Genomic DNA, 23959 nt, shown 5'->3' with positions numbered 1-23959 from the left:
CCCACGGCCGCTGGGCGCCCGCAACCTTCGGTGTCCTCGGCGGGGGGTGAGTTTCACCTCACGGGGGCATACACGACTTGGAGGAGGCCCGTGACAACGCCGACCTGGGGCGAGCCGGCAGGCCCGCTGACGAGCGCCGAGTTCGGTGCCGCGACGCAAGCCATCATGACCAACATCGAGCAGGTCATCGAGGGCAAGAGCGCGACGGTACGCCTCGCGGTCGCGGTTCTGCTGGCAGAGGGGCACCTCCTCATCGAGGACGTGCCGGGCGTCGGTAAGACGAAGCTGGCCAAGGCCCTCGCCCGTTCCATCGACTGTTCGGTACGCCGGATTCAGTTCACGCCCGACCTACTGCCCAGCGACGTGACCGGGGTGAGCGTCTACAACCAGGAGACGCGCGACTTCGAGTTCAAGCCGGGCGCCGTCTTCGCCAACCTGGTGGTCGGCGACGAGATCAACCGGGCTTCGCCGAAGACCCAGTCCGCTCTGCTGGAGTGCATGGAGGAGCGGCAGGTCACCGTCGACGGCACGACGTATGAACTGCAGGCGCCGTTCATGGTGGTGGCCACCCAGAACCCGATCGAGATGGAGGGGACCTATCCGCTGCCCGAGGCGCAGCGCGACCGGTTCACCGCCCGGATCGCCATGGGTTACCCGGACCCCCGCGCCGAGCTCGCCATGCTCAGCGGGCACGGCGACCACGACCCGCTGAACGATCTGCGTGCCGTGGCGGACGCCGCGCTGGTCCGCCGGCTGATCGAGACGGTGCGTCACGTGCACGCCGCGGACGCCGTCCAGCAGTACGCGATCGCCCTGGTCACCGCGACCCGTGAGGCGCCGGAGATCCGTCTCGGCGCGTCACCGCGGTGCACCCTCCAGCTGCTGCGCACCGCCAAGGCGGTGGCCGCGCTCGAGGGACGCGACTACGTGCTCCCCGACGACCTGCAGACGCTGGCCGTGCCGGTCCTCGCGCACCGGATCATTCCGACCGCGGACGCCCAGCTCAACCGGCGTACCACCGACGCGATCGTGTCCGAGATCGTGCACCGGCTGCCGTTGCCGCACGATCGCGCCCGCAATCCGTACGACACCCGCGACGGCCGCACGTCGTACGAGTCACGGGGGCGATGAGCATGCGGGAGGCGCTGCGGGGACTGACCACGCGCGGCCGCTCGTTCCTGGCCGCGGCGATCGCCGCCGCGGTCTCCGCGCTCATCCTCGGCGAACGCGACCTGCTGCGGGTCGCGGTGCTGCTGGCCGCCCTGCCGCTGATGGCCGCGTGGTACGTCGGCCGCAGCCGGTACAAGCTGGCCTGCACCCGGTCGCTGGAGCCGGGCCGGGCTCCGGTCGGCTCGAGCGCCCGGGTCATCCTGCGCCTGCAGAACCTGTCCCGGCTGCCGACCGGGACCATGCTGCTGGAGGACCGCCTGCCGTACGCGCTGGGCAGCCGGCCCCGGGTGGTGCTGGAACGGCTCGGCGCGCACCAGGCCAGCTCGGTGGCGTACACGGTCCGTGCCGACGTGAGAGGCCGGTACCCGATCGGCCCGCTCATGGTGCGGCTCACCGACCCGTTCGGGCTGTGCGAGCTGACCCGCTCGTTCCCCAGTGTGGACCGGCTGACCGTGATTCCGCAGGTGGTGGGGCTGCCCCGGGTCCGGCTGGCCGGCGAGTACGCGGGCACCGGAGAGAGCCGGGCCCGCTCGGTCGCGGTGCACGGCGAGGACGACGCGGCGACCCGGGAGTACCGGCGCGGCGACGACCTGCGCCGGGTGCACTGGCGGTCCACCGCGCGCACCGGTGAGCTGATGGTCCGCCGGGAGGAGCAGCCCTGGGAGAGCCGGGCCACGGTGGTGCTCGACACCCGGCTGTACGCGCACCAGGGCGAGGGCCCGACGGCCAGCTTCGAGTGGGCCGTCTCGGCGACCGCCAGCATCGCGGTCCACCTGCGGCAGGCCGGCTACAAGCTGCGGCTGGTGACCGGCACCGGCCTCGACATCGACGCCTCCGAGGCGGGCGGCGAGGGCCTGATCCTGGACACCCTGGCCGACGTCAAGCTCACCCAGACCGGCGATCTCACCGGGCTGGTCGAGCTGGTCCGGCGGCGCAACGACGGCGGGCTGGTGATCGGCCTGTTCGGTGCGCTGACGGTGGCCGAGGCCGAGCTGCTCAGCGGGCTGCGCGGCAACGGGGCGAGTTGCATCGGATTCGCCATCGACAGCTCCACCTGGGTGCCGCTCTCCTCCGGCGACCGGCAGGAGTCCGACCGCGAGCACGCGGCCGCGTCACTCGCCCTGGTCCGCAGCGGCTGGCGATCGGTGCCGGTCGCGCACGGTGACGCGCTGCCGGCGCTCTGGCCCTCGGTGGGCCGGGGCTCGCAGGGCTTCGCGTACCGGGCCGCGATGGCCGAGACCGTGAGCGGGGTGACCCGATGACCGGCCGGCGACGTCTCGGACTGGTCGCGGCGGGCGCCACCCTGCTCGCCGCCGCACCACTCTCGGCGATCTTCGACTCGTGGACCTGGCTGCTGCAGAGCCTGCTCACGGTGCTGCTCATCGCCGGCGCCGCGGTCGGGGCACGTACCCTGCGGTTCCCCACCTGGGCGCAGATCCTGTGCATGATCGTGGGGCTCGCACTCGCCCTCACCTGGATCTTCCCGAGCGGCAAGGAGATCCTGATCCCGCAGCCGGCCACGTTCGCGCACTTCGCGGACCTGATCCGGCAGGCCGGCGAGGACACCCGGTCGTACGGCGTACCGGTCCCCGACCGGGACGGCCTGCACTTCGTCACCGTCCTCGGCATCGGCGCGGTCGCCATCCTGGTGGATGTGCTGACCGCGGTGTTCCGCCGTCCGGCCCTGGCCGGGCTGCCGATGCTCGCGATCTACTCCATCCCGGTCGCCGTCTACCTGGACAGCGTGCCGGTGATCCCGTTCATCATCGGCGCGGCCGGCTACATGTGGCTGCTGGTGGCGGACAACGTCGACCGGGTACGCCGGTTCGGCCGCCGCTTCACCGGCGACGGCCGGGACGTCGACGTCTGGGAGCCGTCCCCGCTCGCCGCGGCCGGGCGCCGCATGGGCGTGCTCGGCGTGCTCGTCGCGGTGCTGCTGCCGCTGGCGGTGCCGACCGTCTCGGGTGGCCTGCTCTCCCGGTGGACCCAGAGCGGCGGTGGAGTCGGTCCCGGCATCGGCGGTGGCGGCGGCGGACGGATCAACCTGTTCGCCGCGCTCAGCGGTCAGCTCAACCAGACCGCCACGGTCAACCTGATCAAGGTGACGACGAACGAGCCGGAGCCGTTCTACCTGCGCTTCGCCGTCGCCGACGCCCTGACCACGAACGGTTTCAGCAACGAGTCCCCGCGCGGCCCGTCGCTGGCCGAAGGACTGCCCGACCCGCGCCAGGCGGCCTCGCAGGCGAACTTCGCCCAGTTCCGCGCCGAGGTGGAGGTCAGCGACGCGCTGCGGCAGAGCATGGTGCCGCTCTACACCTACCCGGCCGAGGTGCGCGACCTCGAGGGCAACTGGTCGTACGACCCGGGCCAGCAGGTGCTGTTCTCCGGGCGTTCGACGACCGGGGAGCAGAAGTACTCGTTCACCTACCAGCGGGCGCGGTACAACCGGTCGCAACTGCGGACGGCCCAGCCGCTGGACCGGGACGACCCGCTGCGCAAGTACACCGAGGCGCCCGACGACCCCTCGGTGGAGAACCTGGTCGCGCGGCTGATCCGGAACGAGGATTCGGAGTACGACAAGGTCCGGGCGATCTACGAATCGTTCTCGGCGAAGAACGGCTTCCGGTACGACGTGGCCACCGAGTCCAGCGGCAACGCCACCGACATCGCGTCCTTCCTGAAGAACAAGGTCGGCTACTGCCAGCAGTACGCGGCCGCGATGGCGTGGATGGTCCGCGCCGCCGGCATCCCGGCCCGGGTGGCGTTCGGCTTCACCCGGGGCACCGCGGTCGGCAACGGCACGTACCAGATCACGAACAAGAACGCGCACGCGTGGACCGAGGTCTACCTGGACGGCTTCGGCTGGGTGCCGTTCGACGCCACGCCGGCGGCCGGTGTGGCCGGCTCCACCCGTACGGCGTGGGCGCAGGACGTCGACCGTCCCGAACCGACGGCCTCCGCCTCGGCCGGCCCCACCGGGCCGGACACCGAGTCGTCCGCGGCGCCGACCGTGCCGCAACGCCCGGAGCAGGGCAACGACGGCGGCGGCGCGCTGGCCGGCGACGGCGTCGTCCCGGACGACGGATCCTGGATGGGCGCGATGATCGCCGGTGGGGTGGCTCTGGTCATCGCATTGCTGCTGATTCCGGCGATGCGCCGGGCCCTGCTGCGACGCCGCCGGCACTCGGCCACCACGGGTCTGACGGCCACCGCCGTACCGGACGGTGATCCCGGGCCGGCCGGTACGGTCACCGACATCGTGGTGACCAGTGACTCGGTGCGCGCCCGCGCGGACGCGCACGCGGCCTGGGACGAACTGATCGACACGATGATCGACTTCCGGGTACCGGTCGATCCGACCGAGACGCCGCGGCACACCGCGCAGCGGCTGATCCGGGAGACCGAGCTCGCCGGCGACGCGTCCGAGGCCGCGACGCTGCTGGGCACGGCCGAGGAACGAGCCCGGTACGCGCGCCGGCCGTTGCAGGGGGCGGAACTCGTCACCGCCATCGGCCGGGTCCGCTCCGGGGTGGCGAGGTCGGCCACGTTCCGGACCCGGATGCAGGCTCTCCTGCTGCCTCCGTCGGTGCTGCTGAACTGGCGGCTCGCGCTGGGTGAGTGGTCCACGCGTACGGCGGAGGCCATGACCCGGATGCGGGACTCGCTGAGTCGCTTCAGCCCACGGCGGCTGCTCAGCCGAGCCCGCTGAGGTCCGTTCCGAACAGCGCTGAGCGCCAGCCGACATTGCTCGGCTGGCGCTCAGCGCTGTTGACGACGCGCCCGAGCGCGTATCGAGAGTGTGTGCGGCGAACCGCTCCGGAATACGACGAAGGCGGCCGGCTCCGGCCGCCTCGTCGGGAGCCGGCTTGCCGCCGGCTCAGCAGGTCAGCGATGTCCCTCCGGGCGCTGCCGCCACCGATCCTCGAGCCTGTCGATGAGTCCACCCTTACGGCCCTGCCGTGTGCGCCGTGTCGCGGTGCCGCCGACTGATTTCAGGTCGGGCGCCTGGCCACGGCGTCGCGACTGCATCGCGAAGGCCGCCGAGCCGAGCATGACCACGAAGCCGGCCACGCCGAGCGGCGTGTTCTGACTCACGGTCCCGTAGACGACGAGGGCGAGACCAAGGACGATCACGAACGCGGCGATGAGGAGCCGGCGCCGTGCATGGAATCGCGGGTCGTTGGCCCGCACAGCCGAGGCGAATTTAGGGTCCTCGGCAAGCGACCGCTCGATCTGATCGAACAGCCGCTGCTCGTGCTCCGAGAGCGGCACGGCATTCCTCCCCGGGCGCATGTCCGGCCCCGCAGTGGGGTCGGGGTGGTGCAGGTGTGGTCCTACAGGGCAGCCGTCGGCCGCCTTATCACGCAAGTCTACGAGCGGGTTGGCGGGTCGGAAAGCGGGACGACGGCCGAGTGCGGGTGATTTTCCGTGCCGGGAAGATCGGTTCGCCCCAAAAGACCGAGTGACGGCTCTCCATCACGGGTGGAAGTGGCCCTGGTCACGGCCGGTGAACTGGCCATACGCAAGATCGGCGAGAATACCCGGGATCGGGCTCAACGGACGATCAGCAATGGGACAGTCATTTCGGCCGCGGTGACCGAGCCGTGGTACGCCACGAGCTGTCCCGCCTTATCCGGTTCCCAGCCGGACGCGACCGCCACGGCCCGCCTCTGACAGATCACCACCACGTCCCCGATCCGGCCGGCGTGGGCCGGCGTCACCGGGCCGTACCAGCCCTCGGCGATCGCCTCGTCCCGGGTGAGCACCCGGGCGTCGGCACCGAACACCCCGCGCCAGTTCGCCAGCACGCTGTCCAGCGCGCCGTCGGCGGCGTACAGGTAGCGGACCCGGGGCTCGCCGGCGACTCCGATCACGCCGTCCCGCAGCGCCGGGATGGCGGCCATGTCGTACCGGCCGTTCTCCGGGATGTTGAGCTGGCCGTGGTCGGCGACGATCAGCAGCGCGGCGCCCGGCGGGAGCTCGTGCACCACCTGGTCCAGGAGCTTGTCCAGGCCGCGGGCCGCCCGGCGCCAGTTGTCCGAGCCGATCCCGTCCTCGTGACCGAAGTGGTCGAGGTCCGGGTGGTAGCCGTAGACGAGGGCCGGGCCGGGGCCCGCGTTCAGCGCCGCGAGCATCCCCGCGGCGACGGCCGGGCCGTCGGCGGCACCGAGGTACTCGCCACCCCGGTTCGCCGCCAGGCTGAGCCCGCTGCCCTCGAACGCCGGCCGGCTGACCACGGTGACCCGCACCCCGGCGGCCGCGGCGGTCTCCATCCAGGTCGGCACCGGCTGCCATTCGCGCGGATCCGGATCGTCCGCCCAGTAGATGTGGGTGAGCACCCGGCCGTCCGGGCGGCGCACGGTGAACCCCAGAACGCCGTGCGCTCCGGGCGGCACACCGGCGCCGAGCGTGACCAGGCTGACCGGGGTGGTGGAGGGAAAGCCGGAGGTCAGCGTGCCGGCGTGACCCCGTCCGCCGGCGGCGAGATCGGCGAGGATCGGCGCGTGCGGGGCGGCCAGCGGCAACTGGTAGGCGCCGAGCCCGTCGACGAGCAGCACGCCGATCTTGTCAATGCCGTCCAGCCGGGCGGTCAGGCCGAGGACGTCCACCGCGCCCGGCACGCCGAGCACCGCGCACACGCTGGGCAGCAGGTCGGCCAGGCTGCCCGTCCCGTACGCGGGCGACAGGGTCCGGAGCGCGTCGGGGTGGAGGCCGTCCTCGGGCGTGTCCACGGCTTACCCGACCGGTTGGCGAGCGAAGAGGTGCAGCTGGGAGGCGATGTCCCGGAACGGCGGGCGGGAGCTCAACGCCAGCTCCAGATCCAGGACCGCCTGCGGGTCCTCCTCGAGCACCGTGGCCGGCAGCAGGTCGGTGACCACACGTACCCCATGGGTCTCCTCCACCGTCAGGCCGGCGGCCTCCAGCAGCGCGACGGCGCCGGCCGCGTCAAATCTGCGCAGCAGGGTGTCGCGCGGCCCGGCGCGCCCGGCCGGGTCGGTGACCAGGGCGGACGCGGCACGCAGGTGGCCGTTGACGGCCCGGGCCAGTATCGCGGCCGCGCGGCTCGCGACCAGCAGGCTGACCGCACCGCCGGGCCGGAGTGCGGCCGCGATCGCCGCCACCACCCGCGCCGGTTCGTCGACCACCTCGAGCACCGAGTGACACAGGACCAGGTCGGCGCTGCCGGGGTCGACCAGCGCGGCGAGCGCGTCACCGTCGCCCTGCACGGCGTGCACCCGGTCCGCGACGCCCGCGTCGGCGGCGCGCCGGGTCAGCGCGGCGAGCGCGTCCGGGCTCGCGTCGATCACCGTGACGGTGTGCCCGGCCTCAGCGAGAGGCACGGCGAACCCACCGGTCCCACCTCCGACGTCGAGCACGGTCAGCTCACGACCGGCGTGCCGGTCCAGTTCCCGGCGGAGGACCGCCCAGACCGCCGCAGTGCGAGCCGGCCTCCCGGTACGCGCAGATGCAGTTTCCACCCAGGCAGACTAGCCCTGACCTAGAAGTCGAAGAGGACACCCGTGGCCCGGTTCATCTCGCAGGTGTTGCCGTAGGTCTTCGTCCACTGCACTGACCGGCCCTGCCAGACGCCCTTCAGCTCCGCCTTCACCGGCTGGTAGAGCAGGACGCACATGGAGTCGCCCGGTGCCAGCTTCCCCGGGTCCGCCCCGGCCCGCCGCAGCGTCGCGCAGGCCTCGGCCGGTTTGGGATGGCCACCGCCGGTCGGATAACAGGTGAGTTTGACGGCCGCGGCGAAGCCGGCTTCAGCCGTGTAAGTGAGGGTGAGATCGGCGCGGGCGGATGGCCGCGGCACCGGGTTCGCAGTGCTCAGAAGTGCCGTCGAGACCGCGGCAAGTCCGATCATGGTTTGGATCATGGTGCCCCCCGATGAGCTTCGGGTTGCACCGTACACCGTGAAAGGTGCAATTCATCGGAAATCGCGGGATGCCGGGGTCACCGGCGGCGTCACCGTCTCGAGCCGGTCCGCGACCAGGTTCAGCACGCCCTCGGCCTTCTCCAGCCGGCCCCGGACCAGCAGGGCCGCGCTGCTCCGGGCCACCCGCCGATACCGCTGCCACAACCCCGGTGAGCAGGTCACGTTCAGCATCCCGGTCTCGTCCTCCAGGTTCACGAACGTCACCCCACCCGCGGTGGCCGGCCGCTGCCGGTGGGTGACGATCCCGCCGACCCGGATCCGGGTGCCCGCCTCCACACCGGACAGCGTGTCGATCGGCAGCGCGCCCGCCCGCTCCAGCTCCTGGCGGATGAACCGCGCCGGATGCGTCTCCGGCGACAACCCGGTCGCCCAGACGTCCGCGACCAGCACGTCCACCTCGCTCATGCCGGGCAGCGTCGGCGCCTCGGTGCCGGTCGCCGTGCCGGGCAGGCGGTCCGGCTTGTCCAGGGCGGCCGCTCCCGCGGCCCACAGCGCCTCACGGCGCGAAAGACCGAAACCCGCGAAGGCGTCGGCGGTCGCGAGGGCCTCCAGCTGGGCAGTCGAGCATCCGGTACGCCGTGCGAGATCCGTCATCGACCGGTACGGCCCACGCGCCTTCCGCTCCTCCTCGATGCGCTCGGCCAGCTCGGTCCCGATCGTGCGAACACTCGACAGTCCCTCCCGGACGGCCGGGCCGCCGATCCCCCAGGCGTGCGGCGGCTCCCCCGGCTCGCTCTTCCTCCTCATCGCCGGCGTGGTCTCCAGGGTCGCGGCGGCGTCGCTGCGGTTGATGTCCGGCCGGCGGACCTCGACCCCGTGCCGGCGCGCGTCGTCGACAAGCGTCTGCGGTGAGTAGAAGCCCATCGGCTGGGCATTGAGCAGCGCCGCACAGAACGCCGCCGGGTGGTACCGCTTCAGCCAGGCACTCGCGTAGACCAGGTAGGCGAAGCTCATCGCGTGGCTCTCCGGGAAGCCGTAACTGGCGAACGCGGAGAGCTTCAGGAACAGGTCGTCGGCGAGCTCACCGGTGATCCCGTTGGTGGCCATCCCGTCGTACAGTCGCTGTTTGATCTTCTCCATCTTGGTGATGGACCGCTTCGCGCCCATGGCGCGCCGCAGCTGGTCCGCCTCGGCCGGGTCGAACCCGGCCACGTCGATCGCCAGCTGCATCAGCTGCTCCTGGAAGAGCGGCACACCCAGGGTCTTGGCCAGCGCGTTCGCCATCAGCGGGTGCGGCACGCGCGGCGGCTCCAGGCCGTTCTTCCGTCTGATGTACGGGTGGACCGAGCCGCCCTGGATCGGACCGGGACGGATCAGCGCCACCTCGATGACCAGGTCGTAGAACTCCTTGGGTTTGAGCCGGGGCAGCGTGGCCATCTGGGCCCGGCTCTCCACCTGGAACACACCGACCGAGTCCGCCCGGCAGAGCATCTCGTAGACCTCGGCATCGTCGAGCGGCATCGTCGCGATGTCCAGCTCGTCGTCGATCATGTCGTACGCGTAGTGCAGCGCCGACAGCATCCCGAGCCCGAGCAGGTCGAACTTGACCAGGTCGACGGCGGCGCAGTCGTCCTTGTCCCACTGGAGCACCGTGCGGCCCGGCATCCGCCCCCACTCCACCGGGCAGACCTCGATGATCGGCCGGTCGCAGATCACCATGCCGCCGGAGTGGATGCCGAGATGCCGCGGGAACGTCTGCACCTCGTTCGCGAACTCGATCACCTGCTCCGGGATGTCCTCGTCGGCCGACGCCACGTCACCCCAGCGGTCGATCTGCTTGCTCCAGGCGTCCTGCTGCCCGGCGGAGAACCCGAACGCCCGGGCCATGTCCCGCACCGCCGACCGCGGCCGGTACGAGATCACGTTCGCCACCTGGGCGGTGTGCTCCCGCCCGTACTTCTCGTAGACGTGCTGGATGACCTCCTCACGCCGGTCCGACTCGATGTCCACGTCGATGTCCGGCGGGCCGTCCCGCTCCGGGGCGAGGAACCGCTCGAAGAGCAGGTTGTAGCGCACCGAGTCGACGTTGGTGATCCAAAGCGCGTAGCAGACCGCGGAGTTGGCCGCCGAGCCGCGGCCCTGGCAGTAGATGTCGTTCTCCCGGCAGAACCGGACTATGTCGTAGACGACCAGGAAATAGCCGGGGAACCCGAGATCCTCGATCATGCGCAGTTCCTTCTCGATCTGCGCGTAGGCCCGCGGGTGGTGCTCTCCGTACCTCTTCCGGGCGCCGTCCATCGTCAGCTCCCGCAGCCAGCTCATCTCGGTGTGCCCCCGCGGTACCGGATAGTCCGGCAACCGTGGCGCGACCAGGTCCAGGTTGAAGGCGAGGCCGTCGCCGTACATCGCGGCGTTCGCCACCGCGCCCGGATAGGCGGCGAACCGGCGGGCCATCTCGTCCCCGCTGCGCAGGTGGGCGGTGCCGGCCGCCGGCAGCCAGCCGTCCATGTCGTCCAGGCTGCGCCGGGCCCGGACCGCGGCCAGGGCGGTCGCGAGCCGGCGCCGGGACGGGGTGGCGTAGTGCACGTTGTTGGTGGCCACCACCTCCAGTCCCCGGCTGCCGGCCAGCTCGAACAGGGCGTCGTTGCGATCCGAGTCGTACGGGTCGCCGTGCTCGGTCAGCTCCACCGCCACGTTCGGGGCGCCGAAGAGGCTGACGAGACGGTCCAGCTCGTACCCCGCTTTTTCGATGCCGCCGGTGGCCAGCGCCCACGGAACCGGACCCTTGCGGCATCCGGTCAGCACCAGCACGTGATCCTTGAGAACCTCGGCGACCTGCTCCACGTCGCCGTAATCCGGCTTGCCCTTCTCCCCACCGGCCAGCTGGGCCTGCGAGATCACCCGGGCCAGCCGGGCATAGCCCTCATGGCCGTGCGCCAGCGCCAGCAGATGAACCCCCTCCGGATCCGGTTCACCGCCCTGCGGCCGGGACAGGCCCAGCGACAACTCGGCGCCGAAGATCGTGGGCAGGCCCAGCTCCCGGGCCGCCTGGGAGAACCGGACCACGCCGTAGAAGCCGTCGTGGTCGGTGACGGCCAGCCCGGTCAAGCCCAGCCGGGCCGCCTCCTCGGCGAGCTCCTCGGGGTGGCTGGCGCCGTCCAGGAAGCTGAAATTGGTGTGACAGTGCAGTTCGGCGTACGCCGTGGTGTTCTCGGCCCGGACCAGCCCCGGCGCGGCCCGGTAGGGCTCGCGCTTGCGGCTCCAGGCGGGTGAGTCCCCGCCGTCCCCGTCGATCGCCAGCGGATCGACCACCGGCTGGTCGTCGGTGATCGTCCACAGGTCACGCTGCCCGGCCGGCGTGCGCCCGGACAGCGTGCTCTCCAGCTGCGACCAGGGCACATCCGGGTTGTTGAAGCCCACCACTCCCCCTCAGTCATAAACCGCCTCCACCACCCACTGACCGCCCGCCAGCGACAGCAGCAACGCCCGCCCGCCGGCCAGCATCACCTGGAACCGGGCCCGCCTCCGCGCCTCCCCGTCCGCCCACCAGCGCTCGTCCACCGGCCACGGCCCGGCCCAGCCGACGATCTCGGCCGGCGCGCCCCGCTCCACGGCGACGGTCACCGGCGGCCCGGTCAGTTCCAGCCGGGCGCTCACCCCCACCGGCCGGCCGGCCGCGTCGAGCACCACCGCCGTAGCCGGCCGGCCGGGCACCACCGCCGGCGCTGGCCGGGGCAACCGCCCCGGCCAGGGCGGCAACGCGATCTGCCGGGCGGACCTGCGACCGGGCCGCTTCACCGGCCCCGGCACAGGAAACGACGCGGCGGCCGGCCCACCCGGCCCGCCACCTGGCCGCCCTCCGCCGCCCGGCTCAGCCGGAATGTCCGGCACCTCCGCCGGCACCGGCCCACCCCGCCCGCCACCTGGCCGCGCCCCACCGCCCGGCTCAGCCGGAATGACCGGCACCGGCCGCAGGCGCGTCACCGCCGCCGGTCGCGTTTGCTCACGTTCCTGTTCCGGCGGGCGGAGCCGCACCACGGAAGCGAGATCACCGGACGATCCGGGCGTTTCCTTTCCGGCCACGGCGGCCGAAGCCGCCCCGGACACAGCGGCCGGCACCGCCCCGGCCGCAGTGGGCGGCGCCGCCTGGGCGGCCTCCCTTGGCAGTGATCTGACCAGCCGCAACGCCGGCGCGGCGGGTGGCTCCGGCCCGGCACCGGGAATCGGATCGATGTGCGCGGCACCCGGCCGGGACGGTTCGCGTTCGTCGCCCCACGGCACGAGCCGCACCTGGTCGTCCGCCGAACGCCCACCGCCCAGCACCGGCGTCACCACCGCGTTCGGACCGAGCAGGCCCTGCACCCGGCTGAAGACCCGGTGTGCCCGGTCCCGCTCCGCGCCCGTCTCGCCCCAGAGTCCGGCTTGCAGCCCGAGATGGACCAGCACTCCGTCCGGTACCAGGCGCAGCCGGACCAGCCCGGCGGTAGGCCGCTCCAGGACGCCACGCCGGGCCCCGGTGAGCCAGCCGTCCAGCTGCCAGCGCACCCGATCGGCGATCGCGGTGGCGGTGAGAGTGCCGTCGTGCCGCCACATCCGGAACAGCTCCTGTCCGTCCACGGTGACCGCCTCCACCCCGAGCCGGGTGCAGGCCAGCCCGTGCGCGGCAAGCCCCTCGTGCAGTCGCTCGGCCAGCACCCGGCCGGCGAAGGCGGCCACGTCCACCCGCTCCAGCGGTTCGTCGTAGGTGTCCTCGACGGCCAGGTCGAGCGGCGGTTTCCGGACTGCGAGCGGCCGGTGATCAGCCCCGGACGCGAGCCGGTGCGCCAGCGCGCCGTCGAACCCGAACCGGGTCAGCACGTCCCCGGCGGGCAGCGCGGCGAACTGACCGAGCGTCTTGATCCCCAGCCGGTGCAGGAGGTCGGTCAGCTCCGGCCGCTCCAGAGCCTCGACAGGTACGCCGGACAGAAACTCCCGCGTCTCCCCCGGCGGCACGACCCGCCCGGTCCGCGCCGCGATCCCGGCCGCGAACACGCCCTCCGCGATTCCGACCTGGCACTCCACGGCACACGCCTGCGCGACCTGCTCGACGATCCGCTCGGCCGCGGCCTCCTCACCACCGAAGTACCGCGCCGGGCCGCGCACCGCGACCGCGCACGCACCGGCCCGGATCACCTCGACCCCGGCCACGACCTCCTCGATCGCCGCCACCACCGGCTCGAACGCCCGGGCGTCACGTCCCGGATCATGCTCCACGACGGTCATCCACGGGCACCGGCTCTGCGCTTCCCGGCGCCGCAACCCCCGTCGCACGCCCTCCCGCCGCGCCGCCTCCGAACAGGCCAGCACGCGATTGCCGGAAAGGACGACGACCGCTTCCCCGGCCGCCACCCCTTCCACAATCTCGGCAGCGACGATCGGCCAGTCCGGGCACCAGACCAGCAGCGTGCGCACGGCCGCTTCCACTACGCCCCCTCACGCAGCGCCCACAGCCCGGCCACGACGGCCGGATCAGGCCGCCAAGGGTGGCTGGTATGCCAGACCCAGGGACGACTCGACCACGGTGACGAACTGCTCGGCCGCGCGCAGCAGGTCGTCGGCCTCCCGGGCGCTCACGACACGAGGAATACCGGCCTCCGCGGCGGCGCGTTTGCCCGCGCCCAGCGCGAAGTAACCGGCCCAATCACCGAACTCGGGAGCCACCAGGACGAGCAGGGACCAGACGCTTGTCGCCCGGGCACGACGGCCGGGCGCGGCGGGCCGGGCGCGGGCGGCGAGCAGAGCGGCGGCGGCGCGCAGGGCGGCCAGATGAGCCGCCGCGTAGCGCAGCCCGTCGGGGTTGGTGTGTGCCGCCTCGTCCAGCCCTTGGCGGGCGATCGTCAGCAGCTGAGCCGGTGTGCGGTGCGGCAGCATGTGCGCCGGGACCGTGGGCGCATCCGCCCTGGTGGCCGTGCCGGCACGAACCGGACCGGGAGCCGGCTCGAGGCCCGGGGCAGTGATGCTCGCCATCGTTGTTTCTCCTCGCCTGTTCCGCATCCGACGTGAGGGCCGAACCGTTGCGCTGCGGAGGAAGACACAGCGCGCCGAGCAGGTCCGCAACGGACCGGCCGGGGCCGGGACGGGGCTCCAGCGGGCAGAGCCGGAGCCCCGTCGGGCAAACCGTGAAGCCTGCCCCGGCGGCGAGCCGACCGGGTGTGAAGCTTCCCCACACCACACCCGGCGGCACCACCCGGCGGGTCCGTCGCCCGCCACCGGGGGTCGGGGGCAGCGGGCGACGGCCTGCCTTGTACGGGTCCGGGCCCGCGAATGCCCGAACCACGCGTGCGGCACTTCGCGGTGCCGCCCCGGGAGACGCGCCGCGAAACACGCTCCCGGATCAGAACGCCGTCGCCCGAGCGATGAAGCCCGTTCGAACATCCGTTCTAACTACCGCAGAGACTAACACCCCCCTACGACAAAAATGCAACCTTCACAGCCCCGCGCGGGGCATCTTTTCGAACAGATGATCGACAAGGAGCGGCCACCGGATCAGCCGGCCCGAAGCGTGGTCGGGACCGGTCGCCGACAGGGCCAAACCACAACGGCAAGCGCCGGCGAGCAGCGGCTGAACATCTTCAGTGGCCGAGGTCCGCTCTCCACCAGCGGTACCCGTGACCGGCCGTCCCCGCGCCCCAACCGCAGGTGAAGAGGGCAGTCGGGTCCAGCTGGCGCTGAGGCACCGATAGAACCTCCATGAGAGGACTGGGCGCCAGCCGGGTGAGCCCGGCCGCACGTGGGGAGAGGGTGGTAGCGAGTCTGGCTGGCGGCGAGGCACCGATAGGGCCGTCGTTAGGTGGCTCGGCCGCCAGCCCATGTCAGCGCGGCGACACGTGAAAGGGCGGCGATGTTGAGCCGCCACTACGGCTGGCAGCGGCCGGCCGGTCGGCCGGTCGGCCGGTCGGCCGGTCGGCTCCGCATGAAACTGACCACGTGGTTCCGGCCGAATCGGGTTGGCATTGGCCGGGCGCCTGCGGTGAGCAGCCGGAACAGCCCGGCACGGAACCGCCTGGTGCGGGACGGTCTGACTCGGAACGCGCCTGGCGGAGCCCGCCCCGGCGCTGGACGGGCGGGGCGGGACGGGCCGGGCGGGACGGGCGGGATGGGCGGGATGGGCCGGGCGGGATGGGCCGGGCGGGATGGGCCGGGCGGGATGGGCCGGGCGGGATGGGCCGGGCGGGACGGATTGGTGTTCCCGGCGGTCGCGGTGAGGCCGGGACGGGCGGCGGGCTCGCGTCGGCAGAGCGGGGACGAGGAGATTCCGGCGGGACCGCCGGGGTTGCACAGTTCGGCATGCACACCATGCAGGCGGTCGGTGCCGGCTGGCCGGCGCAGTCGCCGAACTCCCCGGGCCCGGATCCGCGATCGTGGTGATAGCGATCGCGGTGACGCTGACCCTCGCCCCCGCGCTGAAACCCGGGCCGGATGCCAGGATGCTCGGTGAGGCGAGGCGGGCAGGCGAGGCGGGCGGACGAGAGCAGGAGGCGACAGGTGGCGACGATCGTGGTGACCGGGGGCAGCTCGGGGGTGGGCCTGGCGGCCGCCAAGCAGTTCGCCGCCCGCGGTGACGAGGTGATTCTGGTGGGCCGGGACCCGCGGCGGCTCGCGGACGCGGTCGCCCAGGTGCGGCAGGCCGGCGGGCGGGAGCCGGCGAGCTTCCGGGCCGACTTCGAGTCCTTCGCCGAGGTACGCGCTCTCGCCGACCAGCTCCTCGCCGGATATCAGCGGATCGACGTGCTGGCCAACAACGCCGGTGGCATGGTCGGCGAGTATCGACGCACCGCCGACGGCTACGAGGCCACCATCCAGAGCAATCACCTGTCCCCGTTCCTGCTCACCACCCTGTTGCTGCCGCGCCTGAAGGACGGCCGGGTGGTGAACACCGCCTCCCGGGCGCACAACCGGGGCCGGCCCGACCCGGACGACCTGCCCGGCGCGAAGGACAGATACGACCCCTGGCAGGCGTACGGCGCGGGTAAAACGGCGAACATCCTCTTCGCGGCCGAGGCGGCCCGGCGCTGGCCGGAGGTGACGAGCGTGTCCTTCCACCCGGGCGTGGTCCGCACCAACTTCGGCACCGGCCGGGTCATCCGGTTCTTCTACCGGTACGCGCCGTTCCTGACGACCCCGGAGAAGGCCGGGGAGCTGCTGGTCTGGCTGGCCACGGCACCCGCCGGCGAGTTGGTGAACGGCGGCTACTACGTCGGCCACGAGCTGACCAGCCCGGCGCCGTACGCGCGCGATCCGCAACTCGCGGCCGCGCTGTGGGAAGCCAGCGAGAACGCGGCAGGATGAGGTGATGCGGAACCATCCCAACGTGACCGCGGTACGCGACGCCCTGGAGAGCGCCGGTGTGTCCGCCGAGATCGTCATCCTGGACGAGGCGGTGCACACCGCGGCCGCCGCGGCCGCCGCGCTGGAGATCGAGGTCGGCCAGATCGCCAACTCGCTGATCTTCGACGCGGACGGGGAGCCGCTGCTGGTGCTGACCTCCGGAGCGCACCGGGTGGACACCGCGAAGGTGGCGGCCTCGCTCGGCGTCACGAAGCTGGGCCGGGCCACTCCCGAGTTCGTCCGGCGGCACACCGGGCAGGCGATCGGCGGTGTCGCACCGGTCGGCCACCCGAAACCCGTGCGTACGCTGGTCGACGTGGATCTTGAGCAGTACCCGGTGGTCTGGGCGGCCGGTGGCGTGCCGCGGTCGGTCTTTCCGATCAGCTATCCCGAGCTGGTCCGAGTCACTGCCGGCACCCCGGCCGAGGTGGCATGACCGCGACCCAGGTCAGCCTGCACGTCTGGCGGGTGCCGCGCCGCGCCGTCGGCTCGGCCCTGCTGCGCATGGCCTTCGCCCGCCGCCACCTGCCCGGTGTCCGATTCGCCAAGTTCCTCGGTACGGGTACCGGCCTCGGCTTCGGCCCCGGCGACGCGGACCTCACCCGGTACGCGGCGGTGACGGTCTCCGATCGGCCGGTGACGTTCCCGGCCTGGGACCGGATCGCCGCACACAGCGCGCGCCTCGACCTGGAACCGCTGGTCAGCCGTGGCGAGTGGTCCGGACGCAGCCCGTTCCAGCCGACCGGGCGCCGGACCGAGGGGATGGTGCTGGCGCTCACCCGGGCACGGCTGCGGCCCACCCGGGCGATCCGGTTCTGGCGGGCGATCCCGGCGGTGGCCCGGGAGGTGGCCACCGCGCCGGGGCTGCTCGCCCGGTTCGGGGTGGGTGAGGCGCCGATCGGCTGGCAGGGCACGGTCAGCGTGTGGCGGAGCACGACGGATCTCACCGCATTCGCGTACCGTCAGCCGGAGCATCGCGCGGCGATCGCCCGCACACCGGCCGACCGCTGGTACGCGGAGGAGCTTTTCGCCCGTTTCGCGGTGCACGACATCATCGGTGACCGGACCGTGCTGGGCTGGACGGGCACCGAACAGGACATACAGGAGCGGACGAAGCGATGAGGCTCGTTGCTTGGCAGCCGGACGACCTGCTGCGCCGGCTCGACGACGTGGTCGCCGTCTACGGCGAGGCGATGGGCTACCGGCAGGAGCTGCTGCAGACCCGGCGCGGGTACATCGGCTCGCACGTACGCCGCCTCGGTTTCCGCGCGGTCGCCACCACCACCCCGGACGGGCGGGTCGCCGGTTTCGGGTACGGCTACACCTCCGCTCCCGGCCAGTGGTGGCACGACCAGGTGCGGTCCGCGCTCGACGAGTCGTCGCGGCGGCACTGGCTGGCCGACTGCTTCGAGGTGGTCGAGTTGCACGTCCGTCCGGTGGCGCAGGGACACGGGGTGGGTGCCCGGCAGCTGCGCGCGCTGCTCGCCATGGCCGAGGGCAAGACCGTGCTGCTGTCCACTCCGGAGGCCGACGAGCAGGCGTCCCGTGCCTGGCGGCTGTACCGGCGGTTCGGCTTCACCGACGTGCTGCGCAACTTCATGTTCCCCGGCGACGAGCGGGCCTTCGCGATCCTCGGGCGGGAACTGCCGCTGGTCGACGACAGTCCTGGGACAGTCGGCGGCTGAGAGGTGCGTGCGGTTCCCTGGACGCTGCTCGGTGTCCTGATCCTGGCCCAGATCTGCTATCCGCTCACCTCCGGTGACGTCCGCGCCGGGCTGACCGTGGCGACCGTACTGGTCGGGGTTCTGCTCTCGGTGTCGCACGCCTTCCTGAGCCGCGGGACGACGGCGGCCGCCGCACTGGTCGCGTCGGCCGGGCTGGGCGGGTTCGCGGTCGAGGCGATCGGGGTGGCGACCGGTTTCCCGTTCGGGACCTACGACTACTCCGGCGAGCTCGGTCCGCGGCTGCTCGGCGTACCCCTGATCATTCCCCTGGCCTGGACCTGGATGGCTTGGCCGGCGTGGCTGGCCGCGGTGCGGGTGGTGCGCGGCCGGGCGGCGCGCATCGCGCTCGCCGCCGCCGGGCTGGCCGCCTGGGATCTCTTCCTCGATCCGCAGATGGTCGCCGAGGGCTATTGGCGCTGGCACGATCCGGTGCCGGCGCTGCCGGGGCTGCCCGGCATCCCGATCAGCAACTATCTGGGCTGGCTCGGGTTCGCGCTGCTGCTGATGACGGCTCTGTCGATGACAATCACCTCAAAAACCGATAAAAAAGACACACCGATGTACGCCCTGTGGCTCTGGACCTACTTCTCCTCGGTCCTGGCGCACGCCGTCTTCCTCGATCTGCCCGCCTCCGCCGTCTGGGGCGGGGTGCTGATGGGCGCCGCGGTCCTCCCCCTCCTGCTGAAGCTCCGCACATGATCGCCTGGTTCTTCCTGGTGCCGTTGCTGTTGCTCACCGCGCACACCGCGGGCAACGCGCTGCTGCTGCGCCGCCCACGCCGAAGCGCGTCCACATCGGAGCGGATCGCCGTGCTGCTGCCGCTGCGCGACGAGGCCGCGCGGGTCACGCCCTGTCTGGAGTCGTTGCTGGCTCAACGCGGCGTGCCGGACCTGACGATCCACGTCCTCGACGACGGCTCCACCGACGGCACGGCGGACGTGGTGCGCGCGGTGGCCGGCGACCGGGTGCGGCTGCACACCGGCACCCCACCACCGCCGGGCTGGCTCGGCAAACCGAACGCCTGCGCGCGGCTCGCGGACCAGGCCGGCGACGCCGACGTACTGGTCTTCGTGGACGCCGACGTGGTGCTGGCACCCGACGCGATCGCCGGTGCGGTGGAACTGCTCCGGAGTGCCCGGGTCACGTTGCTCTCGCCGTACCCCCGGATCGTCGGTGCCGGGCGCCTGGTCCAACCGTTGCTGCAGTGGTCCTGGCTCACCTTCCTGCCGCTGCGCGGCATGGAACGCTCGCCGCGGCCGTCGCTGGCCGCCGCGGGAGGCCAGTGGCTGGTGGTGGACCGGGCCGGCTACCGGCGGGCCGGCGGCCATGCCGCCGTGCGCGACGACGTCCTGGAGGACATCGGCCTGGCGCGCGCGGTGAAACGCGCCGGCGGGCGCATCGCGCTCGCCGACGGCTCCCGCCTGGCCACCTGCCGGATGTACGAGTCCTGGTCCGAACTGGCGGACGGCTACGGCAAGTCGCTGTGGGCGTCGTTCGGCTCGGTGGCGGGCGCGGCCGCCGTCGTGGTCCTTCTTCTTTTTCTGTACGTGCTGCCGCTCGCCCTCCTGCCCACCGGCTGGTGGGCGCTAGCCGCCTACCTGCTCGGCGTGACCGGGCGCGTGATCAGTGCGGCGGCGACCGGCGGACGGGCCTGGCCGGACGCCGTCGCGCATCCGGTGTCGGTGGTGCTGTTCGGGTGGCTGGTGGTGCGCTCGTTCCATCTGCGGCGCCGGGGCCGGCTCGTCTGGCGCGGCCGGAGGATCATGTCGGGATGAGCGAGATCGTGGTCATCGGGGCCGGCGTCGGCGGCCTGGTCGTGGCCGCCCGCCTGGCCGCCGCCGGACACCGGGTGGTGGTGCACGAGCGGTCCGGCACCGTCGGCGGGAAGCTGGCCGTGTACGAACGGGACGGCTTCCGCTTCGACACCGGCCCGAGCCTGCTCACGCTGCCGCAGGTCTTCGCCGACCTGGACCTGGACCTGCGGCCGGAACCGCTGGACCCGGTGGTCCGGCACGTCTTCCCGGACGGCACCGTCCTGGACTCGTCCTCCTCGCACGAGATCTTCCTGGACCGGATCCGCGCGGCCTTGGGCGCCGGGGCCGCCGCCGACTGGGACCGCTTCTGGCGCCGGGCCGAGCGGATCTGGCGCGCCTCCTACGAGTCGGTGCTGCGCCGTCCGGTGACCGCGGCGTCGCTGGCCCGGCTCTCCTGGCGGCTCGGCGACCTGGCGGCCATCGCGCCGGGCCGGTCGCTGCGCGCCCTGGGCCGGCGGTATCTGCGCGATCCGCGGCTGCGCATGCTGCTCGATCGCTACGCCACCTACACCGGCACCGATCCGCGCCGCGCGCCGGCGGCGCTGGCGGCGATCCCGTACGCCGAGCTGAACTACGGCGGCTGGTATCTGCCGGGCGGTCTGGGCACGCTGGCGGCGGCCCTGCACGACCGATGCCGATCTTTGGGCGTACGGGTGGAGCTCGGTTCCCCGGTCGCGGCGATCGAGGCGGACACGGCGGTACGCGGAGTGCGCCTGGCGTCGGGTGCGTTCGTACCGGCCGATGTCGTCGTCTCCAATGCGGACGCGGTGACGCTCTACCGGGAGTTGCTGCCCAGCCCGGGGCGGCTGGCCGGGCTGGCCGACCGCAGCCTGGGCGGGTTCGTGCTGCTGCTCGGAGTGCGCGGCGAGACCCCGGAGCTGGCGCACCACACGGTGTTCTTCCCGCGCGACTACGACGCCGAGTTCGACGCGATCTTCGGGTCGGACGCGCGGCGGGCCCGGCCGGTCGACGATCCGGCGATCTTCGTGACCCGGGCCGCCGACCCGGCGGTGCGGCCGGACCGGCACGAGGCCTGGTTCGTCCTGGTGAACGCGCCGCGCCACGGCACCGGCTGGTCCGCTGTGGACTGGCGGCGGCCGGGGCTCGCGGAGGCGTACCGCGATCACCTGCTGGACCTGCTGGCCGGTCGCGGGCTGGACGTGCGGGGGCGGCTGGCGTTCGCCGAGACGCGTACGCCGGCCGACCTGGCAGAGGCCACGGCCGCGCCCGGCGGCGCCATCTACGGCACCGCCGGCGGGCTGCTCCGGCCGGCGAACCGCGGCCCGGTCGACGGCCTGTACCTGGTCGGCGGCTCCGCCCACCCGGGCGGCGGCCTGCCGATGGTCACCCTCTCCGCCGGCATCGTCGCCGACCAGATCGGCCCGTCCTAGGAGGTATGGGCGGCCAGGAACGCCTGCGCGATCGCGGAGGCCAGGTCGGCCGGGTTCCGGGCGGCGATCGCCTTGCCGCCGGTGGCCTTGGCCATGCCCTGCAACGCGGGCATGTTCGCGTCCGGGCCGTACCCGACCGCGATGATCGGCACCGCCTTCGCCGGGTCGTGACCGGCGGCGAGCCGCTTCTGGAACTCCGCATTGGACATGGCGAACCGGGTGCCACCGTCGGCACCGTCGGTGAGCACCACCACGACGGTCGCCGTCTCCGGCTTGACCTGGGTCCGCATGGTGCCTACCCCGTCGAGCACCGCCTGGTACAGCGGGGTTCCGGCGTTTGCCGCCGGCCGGTACGAGCGGATGGTGTCGACCAGCGCCTGACGGCGGGTCTTGCCGTTGACGGTGCTGGTGACCGGCCCGAGCCCGAGCTGCTCGGTGTGCGCCGGACCGTTGCGATCGGTGCTGCCGAAATACCACATCCCGACCGTCGCCTCGTCGTCGAAGAGATCGGCGGCGATGGACCCGGACTCGCGCAGCAGCGCGGCCTTGGTGGTGGCCCGGCCGCCCCGGTCGGTGATCCGCTCGTTCATCGATCCGGACGAGTCGATCAGGAGCAGGACCTGGAACGCCACCTTCTGGTACTGCGACCACTGGCGAGCCGGGCCGAGCAGCCGGGCCGCCGTGTCCGGCAGGCCGAGCACTCCGGCGGTGGGCTGGTCACGGAAGCCGGCGGCGGTCACCGCCTGCTTGCTGATCGCCGCGCGCAGCTTGTCGGCGAGCGCCTGGTCGGCTCCCTTGCGGACCGCGTACGGGTAGTCGGCCTCCACCCGCGCGTCGACCGGCGGGGCTCCGATCAGCCGGACTCCCCGGTCGGCCTTCTGATACGCCCGGAGCTGCTGCTCGGCCACCGGGAAGACGCCGATGTCGTACGCCGCGGTGGTGTTGTCCTGCTGCTCGGCCATCCGGCGGAGCAGGGTGGCCGGGTCCGCGGTCGACTCCTGGATCCGGCTGCGCAGGGTGAGTGCCTTGAGCTGGGCGATCCCGGCGTCCTTTGTGGTACGGGCGGTCGCCGTGTGCACGCCGTGCACGCTGAGCAGGCCGACCGTGGTCGTCAACGGGTCCGGCATGGTGACGCTGGGTATCCGGTCCGAGGTGAGGCTCTGGATCAGGCCGGTCCAGGAACTGTTGCCGTCCTCGGCGTACAGCCGGCCGATGCCTTCCGGCCCGGCCAGCACAATCGGCGAGTACGCGACCGGCTTGCCCGCCACCGAGTAGGCGGCACCGTCCGCGGCGATCCGCAGCCAGGCGCTGCTGGACGGCACCCAGACGTCGGGTTTCCGCGCGTCCTGCACGGTGGCGCCCGGCTCCTGGGCCTGCACGGTGATCGGGGCACACCGCTGCCCGGCGGGGTTGAGCGTGGCGGCCGCCTCGCGGATCACCGGCTCGATCTCGGGGGCCGCGACCACCCGGAGCTCCGGATCAGGGCAGGGCGCGACGCTGGGTCCGGTGGCCGACGGTAACGGTGCCGCGCTGGACTGGGCGGCCGGCTGCCCGGAGCCGTTGCGCATCAGCTGCCAGGCGACCCCGCCGGCGGTCAGCAGGACGGCCAGCACCAGGACGGCGGAGAGCACTATCCGGCGCGGACCGTGCTCCGGCTCGTTCCACTCGCCGTGGCCCGGTGCGGGCAACTGCCTTGGCCACTCGTTGTCGGACATGCCACCTCATCCAGGTCGAGGCCGATGGGTGCGGATCCTAATCCTGGATTCACGTTTCGCAATGGTTTCCGGGGCTTCTGCCAGATCTGGCACATTGGTCTACAAGATCACGATCTTGGGCTGATTTCGGCGTTCGCGATCACGATGAGTTCGCCGTCCTCACTGAGGCCGACCGGCTCCCGTCCCCAGCCGCCGTAGATCCGGTCCACCCGGAACCCGGCCGTCCACAGTGAATCCCGCAGGTCCTCCTCGGTCCGGAACCGCATGGCTGCTGAACTGGTCAGATGCTGGCCGTCGGAGAACCGGTAGTGCTGGGTGAACGACACGACACCGTCAGCGCCGGCCGAGGTGACCTCGCTCCACGCCGTGACCACCGCGCCGTCGTCCAGCACGATGGAGCGCCGGGAGTCCTCCGGGTTCCACTTCTCCCAGTGGCGGCTCGCCGGATCCCGGCTGTCGAAGACCAGCCGCCCGCCCGTGACCAGGGCCCGGCGCAGCGCGTGCAGGGCAGCGGACCACTCCTCGTCACCGACGATGAACTGCGAAACGTGACTGGTGAGGAACGCGGCGTCGAACGAATTCGCCGGCAGCGTCTCGACCGAGCCCTCGATCCATCGCACCCGGGCCGCACCAGGCTTGCGTCGCGCGGCGTCGAGGGCGGCCCGGGCCGGGTCGACGCCGGTGACCTGGTGTCCGGTGGCGGCCATCGCGATCGCCAGGCGGCCGGTGCCGCAGCCGAGATCGAGGACCCGGGGCGCGGTGCGCTCGGCGAGCACCGCCATGAAGAAGTCGTCGTCCCAGCCCCAGGGGCATTCGGCGTCATAGACCTCGACCAGCCGGGGATCGCGGAACTCGCCATGCCACACGCTCGGATGCTAGACCCCTTCCTGGGTCGAGGTCT

At 72.6% G+C, this 23959-nt stretch carries 19 protein-coding genes; 10 read left to right on the top strand and 9 right to left on the bottom strand.

From position 1 onward, the window contains the following. The first annotated feature begins 90 nt into the window (after positions 1 to 90). The 3 genes from I4J89_RS18620 to I4J89_RS18610 are packed head-to-tail and all read left to right on the top strand — an operon-like array spanning position 91 to position 4879. Positions 91 to 1131, top strand: coding sequence for an AAA family ATPase (locus I4J89_RS18620; RefSeq protein WP_196415258.1), 1041 nt, complete (start codon positions 91 to 93; stop codon positions 1129 to 1131). Between the two features lie 2 nt (positions 1132 to 1133). Then, complete coding sequence (locus I4J89_RS18615) at positions 1134 to 2432, top strand: DUF58 domain-containing protein (protein ID WP_196415474.1); 1299 nt, start codon at positions 1134 to 1136, stop codon at positions 2430 to 2432. After that, positions 2429 to 4879 (top strand): transglutaminase TgpA family protein, encoded by a 2451-nt coding sequence (locus tag I4J89_RS18610; RefSeq protein ID WP_196415257.1) that lies wholly within the window; start codon positions 2429 to 2431, stop codon positions 4877 to 4879. The genes I4J89_RS18615 and I4J89_RS18610 overlap by 4 nt, the downstream gene beginning before the upstream one ends. 176 nt (positions 4880 to 5055) lie before the next feature. Here the strand turns inward: I4J89_RS18610 and I4J89_RS18605 are convergent, their stop codons facing one another. From I4J89_RS18605 to I4J89_RS18575, 7 genes are all read right to left on the bottom strand, one after another. Next, positions 5056 to 5442: an SCO2097 family morphological protein gene (locus tag I4J89_RS18605; RefSeq protein WP_196415256.1), complete on the bottom strand. Its 387-nt coding sequence runs from the start codon at positions 5440 to 5442 to the stop codon at positions 5056 to 5058. A 281-nt stretch (positions 5443 to 5723) separates the two neighbouring features. After that, on the bottom strand, positions 5724 to 6902 hold the full coding sequence (locus tag I4J89_RS18600; protein ID WP_196415255.1) for an alkaline phosphatase family protein: 1179 nt from the start codon (positions 6900 to 6902) through the stop codon (positions 5724 to 5726). A gap of 3 nt (positions 6903 to 6905) precedes the next feature. Next, entirely contained in the window at positions 6906 to 7649 is a 744-nt protein-coding gene (locus I4J89_RS18595) for a methyltransferase domain-containing protein (protein ID WP_196415254.1), read from the bottom strand. A 20-nt stretch (positions 7650 to 7669) separates the two neighbouring features. Continuing rightward, entirely contained in the window at positions 7670 to 8035 is a 366-nt protein-coding gene (locus I4J89_RS18590; protein ID WP_196415253.1) for an SSI family serine proteinase inhibitor, read from the bottom strand. Positions 8036 to 8098: 63 nt separating this feature from the next. After that, entirely contained in the window at positions 8099 to 11467 is a 3369-nt protein-coding gene (locus I4J89_RS18585) for an error-prone DNA polymerase (protein ID WP_196415252.1), read from the bottom strand. 9 nt (positions 11468 to 11476) lie between these two features. Next, the gene (locus I4J89_RS18580; protein WP_309238368.1) at positions 11477 to 13498 is read right to left on the bottom strand and encodes a DNA polymerase Y family protein; all 2022 of its coding nucleotides are present in this window, start codon (positions 13496 to 13498) and stop codon (positions 11477 to 11479) included. Between the two features lie 57 nt (positions 13499 to 13555). Further along, positions 13556 to 13957, bottom strand: coding sequence for an SAV_6107 family HEPN domain-containing protein (locus tag I4J89_RS18575; protein ID WP_230859220.1), 402 nt, complete (start codon positions 13955 to 13957; stop codon positions 13556 to 13558). 1623 nt (positions 13958 to 15580) lie between these two features. Here I4J89_RS18575 and I4J89_RS18570 point away from each other — a divergent pair. From I4J89_RS18570 to I4J89_RS18540, 7 genes are read left to right on the top strand one after another with little or no spacing between them, the layout of a single operon-like run. Continuing rightward, positions 15581 to 16375 (top strand): SDR family NAD(P)-dependent oxidoreductase, encoded by a 795-nt coding sequence (locus tag I4J89_RS18570; protein WP_309238381.1) that lies wholly within the window; start codon positions 15581 to 15583, stop codon positions 16373 to 16375. A gap of 4 nt (positions 16376 to 16379) precedes the next feature. Continuing rightward, positions 16380 to 16850, top strand: a complete 471-nt coding sequence (locus I4J89_RS18565) for a YbaK/EbsC family protein (protein WP_196415248.1) — start codon at positions 16380 to 16382, stop codon at positions 16848 to 16850. Then, a complete protein-coding gene (locus tag I4J89_RS18560) occupies positions 16847 to 17536 on the top strand; it encodes a monooxygenase (RefSeq protein WP_196415247.1) in 690 nt (229 codons plus the stop codon). The genes I4J89_RS18565 and I4J89_RS18560 overlap by 4 nt, the downstream gene beginning before the upstream one ends. Further along, the gene (locus I4J89_RS18555; RefSeq protein ID WP_196415246.1) at positions 17533 to 18099 is read left to right on the top strand and encodes a GNAT family N-acetyltransferase; all 567 of its coding nucleotides are present in this window, start codon (positions 17533 to 17535) and stop codon (positions 18097 to 18099) included. The genes I4J89_RS18560 and I4J89_RS18555 overlap by 4 nt, the downstream gene beginning before the upstream one ends. A 3-nt stretch (positions 18100 to 18102) precedes the next feature. Continuing rightward, on the top strand, positions 18103 to 18837 hold the full coding sequence (locus tag I4J89_RS18550) for a carotenoid biosynthesis protein (RefSeq protein ID WP_196415245.1): 735 nt from the start codon (positions 18103 to 18105) through the stop codon (positions 18835 to 18837). Continuing rightward, positions 18834 to 19913 carry a glycosyltransferase family 2 protein gene (locus I4J89_RS18545; RefSeq protein WP_196415244.1) on the top strand — a complete coding sequence of 360 codons (1080 nt, stop codon included), beginning with the start codon at positions 18834 to 18836 and terminating at the stop codon, positions 19911 to 19913. The genes I4J89_RS18550 and I4J89_RS18545 overlap by 4 nt, the downstream gene beginning before the upstream one ends. After that, positions 19910 to 21343: a phytoene desaturase family protein gene (locus I4J89_RS18540; protein WP_196415243.1), complete on the top strand. Its 1434-nt coding sequence runs from the start codon at positions 19910 to 19912 to the stop codon at positions 21341 to 21343. Before I4J89_RS18545 ends, I4J89_RS18540 begins: the two co-directional genes overlap by 4 nt. Here the strand turns inward: I4J89_RS18540 and I4J89_RS18535 are convergent. Continuing rightward, entirely contained in the window at positions 21340 to 23058 is a 1719-nt protein-coding gene (locus I4J89_RS18535; RefSeq protein ID WP_196415242.1) for a substrate-binding domain-containing protein, read from the bottom strand. The genes I4J89_RS18540 and I4J89_RS18535 overlap by 4 nt on opposite strands. 107 nt (positions 23059 to 23165) lie before the next feature. Then, complete coding sequence (locus I4J89_RS18530; RefSeq protein ID WP_196415241.1) at positions 23166 to 23924, bottom strand: class I SAM-dependent methyltransferase; 759 nt, start codon at positions 23922 to 23924, stop codon at positions 23166 to 23168. Positions 23925 to 23959 lie beyond the last annotated feature (35 nt).

The organism is Actinoplanes aureus, assembly GCF_015704865.1.
GTDB classification, from domain to species: domain Bacteria; phylum Actinomycetota; class Actinomycetes; order Mycobacteriales; family Micromonosporaceae; genus Actinoplanes; species Actinoplanes aureus.
This window is presented reverse-complemented; position numbering and strand designations above follow the sequence as displayed.